The organism is Diaminobutyricimonas sp. LJ205 (genome assembly GCF_009755725.1).
GTDB lineage: Bacteria > Actinomycetota > Actinomycetes > Actinomycetales > Microbacteriaceae > Ruicaihuangia.
This window is the reverse complement of record NZ_CP046619.1, coordinates 2,408,247-2,422,222: the sequence shown is the minus strand read 5'-3', so window position 1 is coordinate 2,422,222 and position 13,976 is coordinate 2,408,247. Positions and strand designations below refer to the sequence as shown.

Genomic DNA, 13,976 nt, shown 5'->3' with positions numbered 1-13,976 from the left:
GTCTGACCACTAACCTTGGCCCATGGCGTTCCACATTTCGAAAGCAGTCATCCCCGTCGCAGGCTTGGGTACCCGATTTCTTCCGGCCACGAAAGCCATGCCGAAGGAAATGCTCCCCGTCGTTGACAAGCCTGCCATCCAGTACGTCGTCGAAGAGGCGGTGGCCGCCGGGCTGACCGACGTCCTGATGATCACCGGCCGCAACAAGAACGCTCTCGAGAACCACTTCGATCGTGCGGGCGAGCTTGAAGCTGCGCTCACGAGGAAGGGCGACACCGACAAGCTCGAGAAGGTCAACCACTCCAGCCACCTCGCCGACGTGCACTACGTGCGCCAGGGCGACCCGCTCGGGCTGGGCCACGCCGTGCTGCGTGCCAAGATGCACGTCGGCCACGAGCCGTTCGCAGTGCTGCTGGGTGACGACATCATCGACGCCCGTGATGTACTGCTCAGCCGGATGATCGACGTGCAGAGTGAGCGCAACTGCTCCGTCGTCGCGCTGCTCGAGGTTGATCCGGAGATCGCGCACCTGTACGGTGTCGCCACGGTCGAGCCCACTGATGAGGATGACGTGGTGCGAATCACCGGCATGGTGGAAAAGCCCGCCCCTGGCACCGCGCCCTCGAACCTGGCCGTGATCGGACGCTACGTGCTGAAGCCCGAGGTATTCGATGTGCTCGAGAAGACCAAGCCGGGCAAGGGCGGCGAGATCCAGCTCACCGACGCGCTCGAGGAGCTGGCGACCGCACCGGATTGGACCGGCGGCGTCTACGGCGTGGTGTTCCGCGGTCGCCGCTACGACACCGGTGACCGCCTGGACTACCTGAAGGCCATCGTGCAGCTCGCCGTTGACCGCCAGGACCTCGGCCCGGACTTCGCGCCGTGGCTCAAGGACTTCGTCGCAGGCCTCGACTAATACCGATTCGTCATGCCCGCCCCGATCCCCACGCTGAGGTCAGGCCAGACCGGCATCCGTCCTATTCGGTTGCGGGATGCCCGCACCCTCGAGCACGAACTGGCAGTGAACCGTGGCTGGCTGCGGCGGTGGGAGGCCACCAACCCGGCCGGCCAGGGCAGCTACGACGCCCGGGCAACTATTCGCTCGCTGCTCGCGAATGCGCGCGCGGGGTCGGGGCTGCCGTTCGTCGTCGAGTCGAACGGTGAATTCGCCGGGCAGTTGAACGTGTCGTCGATCAGCTACGGGTCGCTGTCAAGCGCCACGATCGGGTACTGGGTGTCGGAGCGCTTCGCCGGCCGCGGCGCGACCCCGACCGCGGTGGCGCTCGCCACCGACTACTGCTTCTTCTCGCTCGGCCTGCACCGGATGGAGATTTGCATCCGCCCCGAGAACGAGCCCAGCCTGCGCGTGGTCCAGAAACTGGGCTTCCGCTACGAGGGACTGCGCCGCCGGTACATCCACATCGACGGCGACTGGCGCGACCACTTCTGCTTCGCGCTCACCTCCGACGAGCTGCCGCAGGGCGTGCTGCGCAGGTGGCTCGAGGGCCGGGTGCCGGAAGGCGCCGGAGTGGTGCCGGCCTCCGACCGGGCGTTGGCGCAGACTCCGCTGCGGCTCGGCTGAATCCGCTCGCGAGTCGTCCGCGACCGGTGATTTCCGTCGCAAGACACCCCACTGCGCGACATGCGTTGCATGACACGCCCACCGGATGGTGAATCCCACGCCTGCCGGATCGATACGGTAGTGACATGGAATCCTCGGGGGTGGGTACAGCGGTCATGCTGGCCGTTGCCGCGCTGTTGTGGCTTGGCTACCTTCTGCCCAGTTGGGTGAAGCGCCGCGAGTACCTGGCGACCGAGCGCAATGCGGTGCGGCTGCAGCAGACCCTGCGGGTGATGGCGCAGACCGCCGAAGTCCCGCACGCGGTGCGCGCCGAGTCCACCGCCCGTGAGGTTGCCACCCAGCAGCGTGCCCTCCGACTGCAGGCGCAGCACGACGAAGCCGTCGCCCGTGCCAGGGAAGCGGCTGCGGCACGTGCGTCCGCTCGGCAGCTTGCGGACACCGATCCGCTGATCGCGGCGCAGGTCGCGGCATCCGCGGCCGCCGCTCGCCTTCGACGCACCCGCGCGGTCACATCGCTGGTGCTGCTCGCCTCGTTCATCACGTTCATCGCCCAGGTCGGCCTGATGGTGACCACCGGGGCTGTCGTGGCGTCCTGGCTGGTGCTTGGTGCGGCCACTGCTGTCGGCGGTGTCGCACTGTGGATGCTGGGACGCCTGGCCGCAACCGGACGCGCCCGCCTGGCCCGGGCGATCGCCGAGCCGATCGTCGTCGAGGCTCCGCGTCGGGCGCGGGTCGTGGCACCTCCCGTCGAACAGGTCACTCGCGAGTGGACGCCGGTGCCGGTGCCGAAGCCGCTGTACATGTCGAAGCCCGCGCCGCAGAAGCCGGTCGTGGTCGGCGTCGATCTGATCGAGGAGCTGCGTGCCAAGGAGGAGGAGCGCCAGCGTGCCCTCGTCGCGGCGCACGCCGAGCCCGAGGTCGTGCCGATCAACGCCAAGGTGCAGAGCCGGTTCGCGAACATGGGCATCGTGGCGGATGTCGACACCTCCGCCCCGGACCTCGACGCCGTCCTCCGCCGTCGCCGTCGCGCGTAACCAGTCGCCCCCGCACTCCTCCGCCGGGCGTATCCTGCCCTCATGCCCGACCACGAGCTCACGGATGCCGGCGACCCGGTCTGCTGGCTCGATCAGGTCTGCCCGGACTGCGGTCGAATGATCGAACGCACGCGGCACGTGTGTGAACCGGTTCCCGCAGGGTGATAACCTGTTCAGGCAGTTTGGGCCTATGGCGCAGTTGGTAGCGCGCCTCGTTCGCATCGAGGAGGTCAGGGGTTCGAATCCCCTTAGGTCCACCAAAATGCACACAAGCCCCCGGTCGCAGAACGCGTCGGGGGCTTGACTGTTCCGAAGGGGGACTCATGAACGTCGATCCCGCCCAGTTCGACGCGGCCATCGCCAAGCGAACCTTCACTGGCGTTGCCACCGTCGACGTCGCCGACGAGCGGACGCTCGAGCGGTGCGGGGGGTATCTGCACCGGGCTCACAGGGTGCCCATGACTCCCGATGCGCGCATCGGGATCGCCAGTGGCGGTAAGGGTTTCACGGCTCTCGCGGTGATGCGGCTGGTGGAGCAGGGCACGTTGCGACTCGACCAGCCCGCGCGCGTACTCCTCGGTGACGACCTTCCCCTCATCGACGACGCCGTGACGATCGAGCACCTGCTCACGCATACCTCCGGCATCGGCGACTACCTCGATGAGGAGTCCGACTGGGAGCCAAGCGACCACGTGCTGAGCCTCCCCGCGCACACCCTCACGACGGCAGAGGCGTTCCTACCCATGCTCGACGGCCATCCGCAGGCCTTCGCGCCCGGAGAGCGCTTTGCCTACTGCAACGGTGGCTACATGGTGCTGGCGGTGCTGCTCGAGCGCGCCACCGGAGAGACCTACCACCAGGTCGTACAGCGCCTCGTGTTGGAACCCGCCGGTCTCGAGCGCACGGGCTTCCTTCCGCTCAACGCGCTGCCGGGCGACGCAGCGCTGGGGTACATCGATAGCGAGGGCGACCTCGCCAACACGTTGCACCTCCCGGTACTCGGCAACGGCGACGGGGGAATCTTCACGACCGCCGCTGACCTGCACCGCTTCTGGCTCGCGCTGCTGGAGGGCCGCATCGTCGCGCGCGCCACGGTCGACGAGATGATCCGCCCGCGCCACGACGTGCCCGACGAGCGCAAGCGCTACGGAATGGGCTTCTGGCTGCACGCCACGCATCCTGCCCTGATCCTCGAGGGCTACGACGCGGGTACATCGTTCCGCTCGACGCACCTGGTCGCGACTCAGACGACGGTGTCCGTGCTCGGGAACAGTTCGGAGGGCGCCTGGCCGGTGATCGGCGCTCTCGCCGAGGCGATCAACACGTCCCTCCGCTGAGACCCACTACCAGGGGGCGTGGTGGTCACGCGGGTTTGCTCTCCATGCCGTCGAGCCAGAGGACTTCGGATTCGTCCCGATGCGAGCCGGTCGTACCGACGTGCTTCGAATCAATCTGAGGCCCCTTCTTGATGACGTGCACAAGAGCCATCCCATGCCCGCGGCCCAGTTCGTAGTCGGCCTTCAGCCACTCGAGAATCTCGCCCGCTTTCACCGCGGGGTCATCGAATCCTTTCGATTTGGCGATGTCGACCAACTGACGAGGCGTAAGCCCGGTCTTGGTTTCAATGGCGTCGAGGTAGGCCTGAAACGACATGTCGTCTTCTCCCATGGGCGCGGTTAGTGAATGCTGCTCGACATAGTACGTGGTGTTCGTGCGCTGCGCGATGACGACTCCCCGGCGTCGGCGCAATACGGGAAGACGGCGGATACAGCCGACACCGTGAGAACCGTCTCCCCGCAGCTCACCGCGATTCCCGCGGGCGCGATTGAGCTGCGCGACGCGCGGTCGGGGTTGTCGCGCGAGGTCACCCTCCGCGGATTCGAGAGCGGCCGAACTCCGATCACCCAGGCTGAGTACGAGGCGGTGCTCGGCGCGATCGACACCTCACAGGAACGATCGGATGCTCCGGCTCACCCTGTTACCTGGTTCGAGGCGGTTCGCTGGTGCAACGCGGCATCTGCAGCATCCGGATTCACTCCTGCATACGCGATCGACGACCGCAACGTCGTCTGGGATGTCAGCGCCGACGGCTTTCGCTTGCCGACCGAGGCGGAATGGGAGCGGGCCTGCCGGGCGGGCTCGACTGCGCCGACCTATGGACCGCTGGCGGATGTCGCCTGGACGACCGCCGACCAGGTGAGTGAGGCGCAGGGCTGGTCTGCCACAGCCGATCGTGAACGCGCCGACATCCGCGGGCCGCTTCCGGTCGGGTGGACGCCGCTGCGCTGAGCATTCCGTTCGAGGCCGGGTCTCGGCAGGCTCGACCAGCGGGCGGTGCAGGCTCGACCAGCGGGTGGTGCGAGGCGTAGCGTGAGCCGCATCCGCTCTCGAAGGAGATGAGCAACCATGCGTGCTGTCGTGTTCTCGGACTACAAGACATTCCCCACCTTGGAGGAGGTGGAACGCCCCCAGCCCGGCCCCGGCGAGGTGCTGCTGAAGGTTGCCGGCGCAGGCGCCTGTCACTCGGATGTCGCCATCTACAACTTCGAGGAGGGCGCGCCGGGGTCTCAGCGGCCGGCGTTCACTCTCGGCCATGAGAACTCGGGCTGGATCGAGGAACTTGGTCCCGGCGTGCACGGCTTCACACCCGGCGACGCGTTCCTGGTCTACGGTCCGATCGGCTGCGGTCATTGCAGGGCCTGCTCGCGCGGCCAGGACACCTACTGCGAGAACGTCGCCACCATGCCGTACCTGGGCGTCGGCCTGGGCCGCGATGGCGGTATGGCCGACTATGTGGTCGTGCCGGCGCGCAACCTCGTGCCGCTCGGTGATGCCGACCCGATCGCGGCGGCACCGCTCAGCGACGCCGGCCTCACCCCGTACCACGCGATCAAGCTCGCCCTGCCGAACCTGGCCGGTGGCGGCCGGACCGCGCTGGTGATCGGCCTCGGCGGGCTCGGCCAGATCGCGGTCCAGATTCTCACGGCACTGACCGGCGCCACCGTCATCGCCACCGACATGAAAGAGGACGCGATGCAGCGGGCCGCGGCCAGCGGCGCCGTCACAGTTCCAGGCGGCGAAGATCAGGTGGCGGCGATCCGCGATCTGACCGACGGGCAAGGCGTGGATGCCGCATTCGACTTCGTCGGCGCGGTGCCGACGATCAAGACCGCGCAGGCATCAATGGCCAAGCAGAGCCGACTGACCGTGGTGGGCATCGCCGGCGGTGCGACTGAATGGTCGTTCTTCACGACGCCGTACGAATCGACGATCACGAACACCTACTGGGGCACGATCGCCGACCTGCACGAGGTCGTCGACATGTACCGGGCCGGGCAGATCACGCCCGAGGTTGAGCGGTACTCGATGGATGACGCGCTTGAGGCCTATCGCAAGCTCGAGTCCGGCCAAATCAGCGGCCGCGCCGTGGTGGTGCCGCACGCCAGCTGAGGTCGCCCTCCACGTGCGCTGTGAGTTCGGCGCGGCTCATCGCCACGGGCGTAGCGTGAACGGATAGGCAACCCCAGACCCTGGTCGCCCCCTGCGCAGAGTCTGGAGATTGTCATGAGCCCCGTCGAACCGGTGGCGCCGCGCGTCCTCGCGACCCATCCGAAAACTTCCGCCACGCCAAGCAACAGCGAGTACACCGAACTCGCCCGTGACATCCGTGCGTCCGGATTGCTGCGCCGCCGCTACGGCTACTACTGGACCAAGCTGGCAGCCATCCCGGTTCTGGTTGGCCTGTTCATCACCGCGTTCATTCTGATCGGCGACTCCTGGTGGCAGCTCGCGCTCGCCGCCGGGTTCGCGGTGCTGTTCACGCAGATCGCCTTCGTCGGCCATGACGCCGCGCACCGGCAGATCTTCAAGTCGGGCAAGTGGAACGACTGGGTCAGTCTCGTCGTCGGCGACCTGTTCATCGGCATGAGCTACGGATGGTGGCAGCACAAGCACACGCGCCACCACGCGAACCCGAACAAGAAGGGCGAAGACCCGGACATCGACCTGCCGGTGATCTCCTTCACGCCCGAGCAGGTGGCCCGCCGTCGCAACCCGGTCACCGCGTGGCTGGTCGCCCATCAAGGGATCTTCTTCTTCCCGGTGCTGTTCCTGGAGGGGCTCTCGCTCCACGCGGCGAGTGTTCGCCGGGTGTTCCAACGTGAGCACGTCGACCGTCGCGCTATCGAGATCCTCTTTCTGGCCATCCGGCTGGGCGGCTTCGCCACGCTCGTGTTCCTCGTGCTGTCCCCAGGTGTCGCAGCCGCCTTCCTCGCCGTGCAACTGGGCCTGTTCGGCTTCTACATGGGCGCATCGTTCGCCCCGAACCACAAGGGCATGCCGCTCGTCTCGCGCGATGTCAGCCTGGACTTCTTGCGGAAACAGGTGTTGATGAGCCGCAACGTTCGCGGCAGCCGGCTGCTCGATTCCGCGATGGGCGGTCTCAACTACCAGATCGAGCATCACCTCTTCCCGTCGATGCCGAGGCCGCACCTGCGCCGCGCCTCGGTGATCATCTCGGCGTACTGCCGTCAGCGGAACATCCCGTACACGCAGACCGGCCTGTTCGAGTCCTACGGAATCGTGCTGCGGTACATCAACCGGGTCGGCCTGGGCGAGAAGGACCCGTTCGAGTGCCCGCTCATGGTGCAGAGACAGAGCATCGGATCCAATGACGGATGACACGGCCTTCGCCGCAACGGGTATCGGGGACGGTGCTGAACTGTGCCAGCCCTTCATCGCCGTGCTCGCGGCCACTGGTGCAGCGATCTCGACTCTGGGCGATCCCTTCGGTATCGAGATGGTGTGCGCATCGGACGCCGCGGCGGCGCACTTCGACGAAGCGCAGATCGATCTCGGTGAGGGGCCGGGCTGGGATGCGGCATCCGCCCGTCTGCCAGTGATGGTGTCCGACATCCGCACCGAAGCAGGATCCCGCTGGCCGATGCTCGCGCGCAGTGTTGATCGAGCGTACGTGCGAGCGGTGCATGCGTTCCCGCTGCGGGTCGGCACGCTCGGCATCGGCGCGGTCACGGTGTACAGCGACGAACCTGGCGCGATGGCTCCGCAGGCGTTGACCGTCGCGACCGGCCTCGCCTCGGTCGCCGCCGCGCAAATAATGCGACGCGCATTGGACCGCGACCCGCAGGGACTGACGGATGTCGGCTACTCCCGCCGCGAGGTGCATCAGGCGACGGGGATGGTCGTCGCACAGCTACGGGTCAGTGCCGCGGATGCCCTGCTTCTCATCCGGGCGCACTCCTTCTCGAGTGGGCTCTCGGTTCGGGACGTGGCAGCCCTGATCGTCGGCGGGGTGTTGAATCTGTCGCGGTGAGTCGCCCGGGCGTGCGTCGTAGAATTCTGAAATGGCGGGCGAAACTAGAGAGAGCCGGCTAGTCGAGGCTTTCGTCGGTCTCGCCGATGCCCTGGTTCTCGGCTACGACATTGTTGATCTGCTGCACTCGTTGGTGGAGCGTGTGGCGGACCTGCTCGAGGCGACCGATGCCGGCATCCTCGTTGCCGACGGTGACGGTGAACCGGGTGTGATCATCGCGTCCACTCGCGAGGATGCCCAGTTGATCGACCTGCTGCAGATGCCCGCCGGACCCGGCGCGGAGGCGCGGGCCACCGGCGAACCCATCGCCGTCGATGACCTCACCCGGGTCGATGCGCGGTGGCGGGACTTCGCCACCGGGGCGGCCGCGCTCGGCTACGGGGCGGCGCATGCCGTGCCGTTGCGGTTGCGTGAGAACGTGCTCGGCTCACTCACGGTCTTCCGTGCTGATCCCGGCTTTCTCAGCGACCAGGATGCCACGCTCGCACAGGCGCTCGCCGACGTCGCGAGCATCAGCATCGTGCACGAGCGGGCGCTCCGCGCGGGCGATGTCGTGCGCGAGCAGCTGCAGCACGCGCTCAATAGCCGAGTCATCATCGAGCAGGCCAAGGGCGTGCTTGCCCACACTGAGCACGTCAGCATGGACGAGGCGTTCCGGCAGATCCGCGTGCACGCGAGGAACAGCGGGCAACCGCTCTCGGAGGTTGCCCGCTCGATCGTGGCGCGCGCTCAGCAAGGCTGACGCCGAGCGTGGCGGGTGATCAGTGCTCGCCCTTCGGCACCACCGTGAGCACTTGCTTGATGAACATGTCGAACTCCTCCATGAAGTTCCGGAGGAAGTCGGTGGTGCTGTCGACTGTCACTTCACCGTCGGCGGTGATCAGCCCGGGCGTCATGTGAATGTATGCCTCGGGCGCGTTCATCTGCGGTGAGTTGCAGAACGAGAGCACGCTCTTGATGTTCTGCTGCGCGACCGCGGTGCCGAGGTGGCCAGGCGAGGCGCCGATCACGGCGGACGGCTTGCGGTTGAACGAATTCTGTCCCCACGGCCGGCTCGCCCAGTCGATGGCGTTCTTCAGCGCGCCGGGGATCGACCGGTTGTATTCCGGGGTGATGAACAGCACGGCGTCGGACTCCACGATCTGCCGCTTGAACTCGCGCGCTTCCGGCGGGAAGTCGTTGTCGTAGTCGTAGCTGTACAGCGGCAGGTTGCCGATCGGGATCTCGGTCAGCTGCAGGTCGTCCGGCGCCAGTCTGACCAGGGCCTTCGACAGGATGCGGTTGATCGACCCCTGGGCGAGACTGCCGACGAAGTAGCCGACCTTGTACGGGGGCTCGTGTTCGATGATGGTGGCCATAGCGCTTCCTTACTTTGATGGGACAACGGGCAAGCGCCCTTTCAGTGTCATCCCGAGGCATCCGGATGTCACGTCCCTCCCAGCGGAAGCGGAGGGTCGGCCCCGCCCGCTGGCCGAGCGTGCCGAGACCTCGCCGGTCAGGCGCTCTGCTTGACCGGGTTGCGGATGCCGATGAAGGAGATTGCCCCGCCGATCAGGAACAGCACGGCGGTGACGATCAGCCCGCGCTGGAAGCCGGCGACATCCAGTTCCGGGCCGGTAATGAAGCCGAGGAAGGCGATTGCGATCAGGCCCGCGACGCGGGCGATGGCGTTGTTGATCGCCGAGCCGATGCCCGACTGCGCGGGATCGATCGAGCCGAGAATCGCCGAGGTCAGCGGTGACACGGTGATCGCCAGGCCCAGCCCGAACAACAGGATGCCGGGCAGCACCTGGGTCCAGTAGTTCACGTCCGGGGTGATCGTCAACATCAGGAAGTAGCCGAGCGCGATCACGATCGGTCCGAGGGTCATGAACAGCCGTGGCCCATGCCGGCCGGCGAGCCCGCCGACGGTGGAGGACAACGCGATCAGGATCACCGACACCGGTACCGAGGCGAGGCCGGCCAGGGTCGCCGGGTAGCCGCCGATCTCCTGCAGGAAGACGACGATCAGGAAGCTGCCGAGCGCGATCGCGGCGTAGATGAAGGTCGTCGCCAGATTGCCCCAGGCGAAGTTGCGCACCGCGAACAGGCTGAGTGGCATCATCGGGTCGGGGGTGGTGTGCTGCCGCCAGAGGAACGCGGCGAAGCAGAGCAGCCCGATCCCGAGCGGCGCCCAGATCACCGGGCTGCCCCAGCCGTACCGGCCCTGCTCGATGAGCGCGAACACCGGTCCGCCGATGCCGATGATCGCCAGGGCAGCGCTCGGGTAGTCGATGTGGGCGCCCGCCTTGCGTGCGTCCCGATGCCCGAGCCGGGCGAGCAGCCACAGGGTCACCGCAATCGGCAGCACATTGATGCCGAACACCAGCCGCCACGAGATCAGGTCGATGAGCAGGCCGCCGATCAGCGGGCCGGCGATGAAGGCGCCGCTGGTCCAGGCGGTCCAGGATCCGATCGCCTTGGCCTGCGCCGCATCCCGGAACGAGGACATGATCATGGCAAGCGAGCTGGGCACCAGCAATGCCCCGGCGACGCCCTGCAGCGCACGCGAGATGATCAGGAACTCGGCGGTCGGCGCGATCGCGCAGAGGATTGACGCGACTCCGAAGCCGATCAGCCCCCAGCGGATGACGGAGATGCGACCGTACACGTCGGAGAGCGACCCGGCGACGAGGATCAGCCCACCCAGCGTGATCAGGTAGGCGTCGACGGCCCACTGCTGGGTGATGATGCCGCCGCCGAGCTCGTCGGTGATCGCCGGCAGTGCGACGTTGATCACCGAGCCGTCGAGGAACGCCACGAACGAGGCGAGGATCGCGATCGCGAGCACCAGACGCTGTTCGCGGGTCATGGGGCCATTGTTGCCCAATTCCGAAGGAGCGTCGAGGCGCGGCTACGGCTTCGGGTCGAGCGCGTCGTACTCGCGGAAGCCGCGCTGGGTTCGCAGCAACAGAGCGATCAGGGTGACGATCAGGACGCCGCCGAGCACCGGGGGTATCCACAGGGCGAGCACGGCCGCAGTAACCCCGATGTACAGGTCGCCCAGCCGGGGGCCGCCAGTGACGACGACGGTGAAGATGCCCTGCAGGCGCCCGCGCATGTTGTCCGGCACCGCGGTCTGCATCATGGTGACCCGGAAGATGGCACTGACGTTGTCGGCGGCGCCGCTGCCGGCGAGGAACAGTGACGCGGCAACGAGCGCAGGCAGGTTGACATCGTCGATGGACTCCGTGATCGGATGCGTCCAGCCGGTGCTAGCGATCCCGAGCACGATCCCGAAGCCGAGCACACTCAACCCGTAGACGGCGATCGCCCAACCGATCGCACGGCCCTGCCAGCGCACCTCGCCGACTCGACCCGAGAACAGGCTGCTGATCAGGGTGCCGATTGCGCTGGCGGCGGTGAGGATGCCCACCGTGATGGCCCCACCGCCGATCACCAGGGCGCCGACCGCGGGGAACAGCGCATGCGGCCGGCCGAAGGTCATGGCGATCAGGTCGGCGACGAACGAGGTCCGGATGTTCCCGGCGTGCTTCAGGAACCGCAGGCCCGAGCGCACCGACTCCAGGCCCGGCCGGTGACGGTCGCCCTCGGGCACGATCGGCGGCAGGGTGACGATGCCGAGGAAGGCGGCGCCGAACAGCACCAGGTCGATCGTGTACGTCCAGCTGAACCCCACCGCAGCGACCAGCACTCCGGCAAGGGCGGGGCCGACGGTGACCATCAGCCCGAAGTTGATGCCGTTCAGGGCGGATGCCGCGGGCAGCAGTTCGCGGGGGAGCAGCCGCGGGATGATCGCGCTGCGCGAGGTACCGAGGATTGTCGCGGCGACCGCGTTCAGCATGGTGAACAGGTAGTACGGAGTGAGGCTCTCGATCTCCAACCAGGCGCTCGCCGCGATGCCTGCGGTGGACAGCCAGGCGATGATCGCGGCGGCGAGGGCCACTTTGCGCCGGTCGAAGGCGTCGGCGAGCATGCCGCCGTAGAGGCCCGCGATAATCATCGGCACCAGGGCGACGGTGCCGACCATGGCCACCGCGAACGTGGATCGGCTGAGATCGTAGACGTGCAGGCCGACCGCGACGATGGTCAGCTGGCTGCCGATTCCGGCGATGACGTTGCCGACCCAGAGCCTGGCGAACGCGGGACTCTGCCGGAGCGGGGTGAGGTCGACGAAGTGGTTGCGACGCTCGGAGGGGCTGGAAATCTCGGTGGCCAATCTCGTGACGAACGGGATTGAGCCTATCGCCGTCGGGGATCAGTGCCGGTCGAGGATGCCGCGCAGGTCGCTGCCGGCCGGCAGGGTGCCGTACAGTCCGGCACGGTCCGCGCCGAGCCGGGCGCCCACGAAAGCATCCGACACCGCGGTCGGCGCGTACCGCACGAGCAACGACGCCTGCAGGGCAAGGGCGAGCAGTTCGACCAGCAGCCGCGCGCGCGGTGAGGCGGAGACATCCGGGTCGTCCAACATGTGCTGCACCCGGCTGATCAGCGCGTCCAGCAACGGGTGTGCGCCGGAAGCCAGCGAGACCTCGGTCGTGAAGGCTTTGGTGGTTTGCCGATCGCGCAGTGCGCGCAGCACATCGAGGGCGATCACGTTGCCGGAGCCCTCCCAGATCGCCATCACCGGTTGCTCCCGGTAGCGGCGGGCGAGCGGGAACGCCTCGGTGTAGCCGTTGCCGCCGAGACATTCGAGCGCCTCATAGGCGTGGCCGGGCCCACGCTTGCAGACCCAATACTTGGCCACCGCGGTGGCCAGCCGACGGAACGCCTTCTCATCGTCCGAGGCATCCGCGTCATGCGCGCGGGCGAGCCGCAGCGCGGTCGCGGTGGCCGCCTCGGACTCGAGCGCAAGGTCGGCGATCACGGCGGTCATCACCGGCTGGTCGATCAGGTGCGCGCCGAACGCCGACCGGTGCCGCACGTGCCAGATCGCCTCGGCCACCGCCTGCCGCATGCCGGCCGCGCTGCCGAGGACGCAGTCCAGCCGAGTGCGCGCAACCATCTCGATGATGGTGCGGATGCCGCTGCCTTCCTCGCCGATCAGGTAGCCGGTGGTCGCCTGGAACTCGACTTCGCTCGACGCGTTCGAGTGGTTGCCGAGCTTGTCTTTGAGTCGTTGGATGAGAAACGGATTCCGGGCGCCATCGGGCAGCACGCGCGGCACCAGGAAGCATCCGAGGCCCTGGTCGGTCTGCGCGAGCACCAGGAAGGCATCCGACATCGGTGCGCTGCAGAACCACTTATGGCCGTCGATCAGCCAGCTCCCGTCGCGGGCGTCGACGGCGCTTGTGGTGTTCGCTCGTACGTCGGAGCCGCCCTGTTTCTCGGTCATCGCCATGCCGAACAGGGCGGAGGTCTTCGACAGGGAGAGGGTGGCGTCGTAGTCGCGGCTGAGGGCCCGGGGCATCCATTCATCCCGCAGTTCGGCCGGCGCGTTCTGCAGCACGGGCACCGCCGCATGGGTCATCGAAACCGGGCAGGCATGCCCGGGCTCGACCTGCGCGAAGAGCATGAAGGTGGCGGCGCGGGCGACGTTCGCGCCGGGTCGCGGGTCGGTCCAGGCGGCGGAGTGCGCTCCATGCGCGAGCGCCTCGCGGATGATGCGGTGATACGCCGGGTGGTACTGCACCTCGTCGATGCGGGTGCCGTAGCGGTCATGGGTGTGCAGCACCGGTGGCACCTGGTTGGCCAGTTCGGCATCATGCTGGAACACCGCGGAGCCGACCAGTCGTCCGGTCTCGCGCAGCTGGCCGAGCGCCCAGGCCGCGTCGAAGTGGGCGACGCCCTCGACGAGTGGCCGGTTCAGGCCGAACTCGTCTACATCAACGCGCGGCGGCGGCTGATTGGTGGCCGGTTGATCGCTGACGGGTTGCTTGATGACCTCGGGCATGGCCTCGGACTCCTCGGCGCCTCGGGCGGCACCTCGTCGCAGTATCTAACGGATGCCGCGCGGGTGCAACGCTCGCCGCCGCTGGAGCTCTTCGCTGATCGAGCTTGCCGAGATCTCGACAAGCTCGATCAGCGA

The 13,976-nt window shown here is 67.5% G+C and carries 15 protein-coding genes and 1 tRNA gene; 11 read left to right on the top strand and 5 right to left on the bottom strand.

Features of this window, described 5'->3' with window-relative positions; genetic code table 11:
- Nucleotides 1–22: 22 nt before the first annotated feature.
- The 6 genes from galU (at nt 23) to GO591_RS11735 (ending at nt 3,953) form a co-directional block, all read left to right on the top strand.
- The gene (gene galU, locus GO591_RS11755; protein ID WP_157156987.1) at nt 23–916 is read left to right on the top strand and encodes a UTP--glucose-1-phosphate uridylyltransferase GalU; all 894 of its coding nucleotides are present in this window, start codon (nt 23–25) and stop codon (nt 914–916) included.
- Nucleotides 917–928: 12 nt separating this feature from the next.
- Nucleotides 929–1,582 (top strand): GNAT family N-acetyltransferase, encoded by a 654-nt coding sequence (locus GO591_RS11750; RefSeq protein WP_157156986.1) that lies wholly within the window; start codon nt 929–931, stop codon nt 1,580–1,582.
- A 125-nt stretch (nt 1,583–1,707) separates the two neighbouring features.
- Nucleotides 1,708–2,616 carry a hypothetical protein gene (locus tag GO591_RS11745; RefSeq protein WP_157156985.1) on the top strand — a complete coding sequence of 303 codons (909 nt, stop codon included), beginning with the start codon at nt 1,708–1,710 and terminating at the stop codon, nt 2,614–2,616.
- 42 nt (nt 2,617–2,658) lie between these two features.
- Nucleotides 2,659–2,781 (top strand): hypothetical protein, encoded by a 123-nt coding sequence (locus GO591_RS16050; RefSeq protein ID WP_255446909.1) that lies wholly within the window; start codon nt 2,659–2,661, stop codon nt 2,779–2,781.
- Nucleotides 2,782–2,800: 19 nt separating this feature from the next.
- Nucleotides 2,801–2,876: transfer RNA gene (locus tag GO591_RS11740), tRNA-Ala, on the top strand.
- Between the two features lie 63 nt (nt 2,877–2,939).
- Nucleotides 2,940–3,953 (top strand): serine hydrolase domain-containing protein, encoded by a 1,014-nt coding sequence (locus GO591_RS11735; protein WP_157156984.1) that lies wholly within the window; start codon nt 2,940–2,942, stop codon nt 3,951–3,953.
- A 25-nt stretch (nt 3,954–3,978) separates the two neighbouring features.
- Here GO591_RS11735 and GO591_RS11730 read toward each other — a convergent pair whose 3' ends face one another.
- The gene (locus tag GO591_RS11730; protein WP_157156983.1) at nt 3,979–4,269 is read right to left on the bottom strand and encodes a DUF4287 domain-containing protein; all 291 of its coding nucleotides are present in this window, start codon (nt 4,267–4,269) and stop codon (nt 3,979–3,981) included.
- Between the two features lie 126 nt (nt 4,270–4,395).
- Between GO591_RS11730 and GO591_RS11725 the strand changes: the two genes are divergently transcribed.
- The 5 genes from GO591_RS11725 to GO591_RS11705 all read left to right on the top strand — a co-directional run bounded on the left by GO591_RS11725 (nt 4,396) and on the right by GO591_RS11705 (nt 8,690).
- Nucleotides 4,396–4,905: a formylglycine-generating enzyme family protein gene (locus GO591_RS11725; RefSeq protein ID WP_232466165.1), complete on the top strand. Its 510-nt coding sequence runs from the start codon at nt 4,396–4,398 to the stop codon at nt 4,903–4,905.
- Nucleotides 4,906–5,022: 117 nt separating this feature from the next.
- Nucleotides 5,023–6,066 (top strand): NAD(P)-dependent alcohol dehydrogenase, encoded by a 1,044-nt coding sequence (locus tag GO591_RS11720; protein ID WP_157156981.1) that lies wholly within the window; start codon nt 5,023–5,025, stop codon nt 6,064–6,066.
- Nucleotides 6,067–6,180: 114 nt separating this feature from the next.
- Nucleotides 6,181–7,296 (top strand): fatty acid desaturase family protein, encoded by a 1,116-nt coding sequence (locus GO591_RS11715; RefSeq protein WP_157156980.1) that lies wholly within the window; start codon nt 6,181–6,183, stop codon nt 7,294–7,296.
- Nucleotides 7,286–7,948 carry a GAF and ANTAR domain-containing protein gene (locus tag GO591_RS11710; protein WP_157156979.1) on the top strand — a complete coding sequence of 221 codons (663 nt, stop codon included), beginning with the start codon at nt 7,286–7,288 and terminating at the stop codon, nt 7,946–7,948. The genes GO591_RS11715 and GO591_RS11710 overlap by 11 nt, the downstream gene beginning before the upstream one ends.
- 31 nt (nt 7,949–7,979) lie before the next feature.
- Complete coding sequence (locus GO591_RS11705) at nt 7,980–8,690, top strand: ANTAR domain-containing protein (RefSeq protein WP_157156978.1); 711 nt, start codon at nt 7,980–7,982, stop codon at nt 8,688–8,690.
- 19 nt (nt 8,691–8,709) lie between these two features.
- On the opposite strand, the gene GO591_RS11700 is transcribed toward GO591_RS11705, so the two are convergent.
- From GO591_RS11700 to GO591_RS11685, 4 genes are all read right to left on the bottom strand, one after another.
- Nucleotides 8,710–9,306 (bottom strand): NADPH-dependent FMN reductase, encoded by a 597-nt coding sequence (locus GO591_RS11700; RefSeq protein WP_157156977.1) that lies wholly within the window; start codon nt 9,304–9,306, stop codon nt 8,710–8,712.
- 137 nt (nt 9,307–9,443) lie between these two features.
- Nucleotides 9,444–10,799 (bottom strand): MFS transporter, encoded by a 1,356-nt coding sequence (locus GO591_RS11695; protein ID WP_157156976.1) that lies wholly within the window; start codon nt 10,797–10,799, stop codon nt 9,444–9,446.
- Between the two features lie 42 nt (nt 10,800–10,841).
- Nucleotides 10,842–12,167 carry an MFS transporter gene (locus GO591_RS11690; RefSeq protein WP_232466164.1) on the bottom strand — a complete coding sequence of 442 codons (1,326 nt, stop codon included), beginning with the start codon at nt 12,165–12,167 and terminating at the stop codon, nt 10,842–10,844.
- Between the two features lie 39 nt (nt 12,168–12,206).
- Complete coding sequence (locus GO591_RS11685; protein WP_157156975.1) at nt 12,207–13,841, bottom strand: acyl-CoA dehydrogenase family protein; 1,635 nt, start codon at nt 13,839–13,841, stop codon at nt 12,207–12,209.
- Between the last annotated feature and the right edge of the window lie 135 nt (nt 13,842–13,976).

What these genes read in the sequence shown, in the direction of transcription:
- GO591_RS11745 (WP_157156985.1), top strand. Translation starts at nt 1,708, where the DNA reads ATGGAATCCTCGGGGGTGGGTACAGCGGTCATGCTGGCCGTTGCCGCG.
- galU (WP_157156987.1), top strand. Translation starts at nt 23, where the DNA reads ATGGCGTTCCACATTTCGAAAGCAGTCATCCCCGTCGCAGGCTTGGGT.
- GO591_RS16050 (WP_255446909.1), top strand. Translation starts at nt 2,659, where the DNA reads ATGCCCGACCACGAGCTCACGGATGCCGGCGACCCGGTCTGCTGGCTC.
- GO591_RS11685 (WP_157156975.1), bottom strand. Translation starts at nt 13,841, where the DNA reads ATGCCCGAGGTCATCAAGCAACCCGTCAGCGATCAACCGGCCACCAAT.
- GO591_RS11710 (WP_157156979.1), top strand. Translation starts at nt 7,286, where the DNA reads ATGACGGATGACACGGCCTTCGCCGCAACGGGTATCGGGGACGGTGCT.
- GO591_RS11750 (WP_157156986.1), top strand. Translation starts at nt 929, where the DNA reads ATGCCCGCCCCGATCCCCACGCTGAGGTCAGGCCAGACCGGCATCCGT.
- GO591_RS11705 (WP_157156978.1), top strand. Translation starts at nt 7,980, where the DNA reads ATGGCGGGCGAAACTAGAGAGAGCCGGCTAGTCGAGGCTTTCGTCGGT.
- GO591_RS11720 (WP_157156981.1), top strand. Translation starts at nt 5,023, where the DNA reads ATGCGTGCTGTCGTGTTCTCGGACTACAAGACATTCCCCACCTTGGAG.
- GO591_RS11715 (WP_157156980.1), top strand. Translation starts at nt 6,181, where the DNA reads ATGAGCCCCGTCGAACCGGTGGCGCCGCGCGTCCTCGCGACCCATCCG.
- GO591_RS11735 (WP_157156984.1), top strand. Translation starts at nt 2,940, where the DNA reads ATGAACGTCGATCCCGCCCAGTTCGACGCGGCCATCGCCAAGCGAACC.
- GO591_RS11730 (WP_157156983.1), bottom strand. Translation starts at nt 4,269, where the DNA reads ATGTCGTTTCAGGCCTACCTCGACGCCATTGAAACCAAGACCGGGCTT.
- GO591_RS11700 (WP_157156977.1), bottom strand. Translation starts at nt 9,306, where the DNA reads ATGGCCACCATCATCGAACACGAGCCCCCGTACAAGGTCGGCTACTTC.
- GO591_RS11695 (WP_157156976.1), bottom strand. Translation starts at nt 10,799, where the DNA reads ATGACCCGCGAACAGCGTCTGGTGCTCGCGATCGCGATCCTCGCCTCG.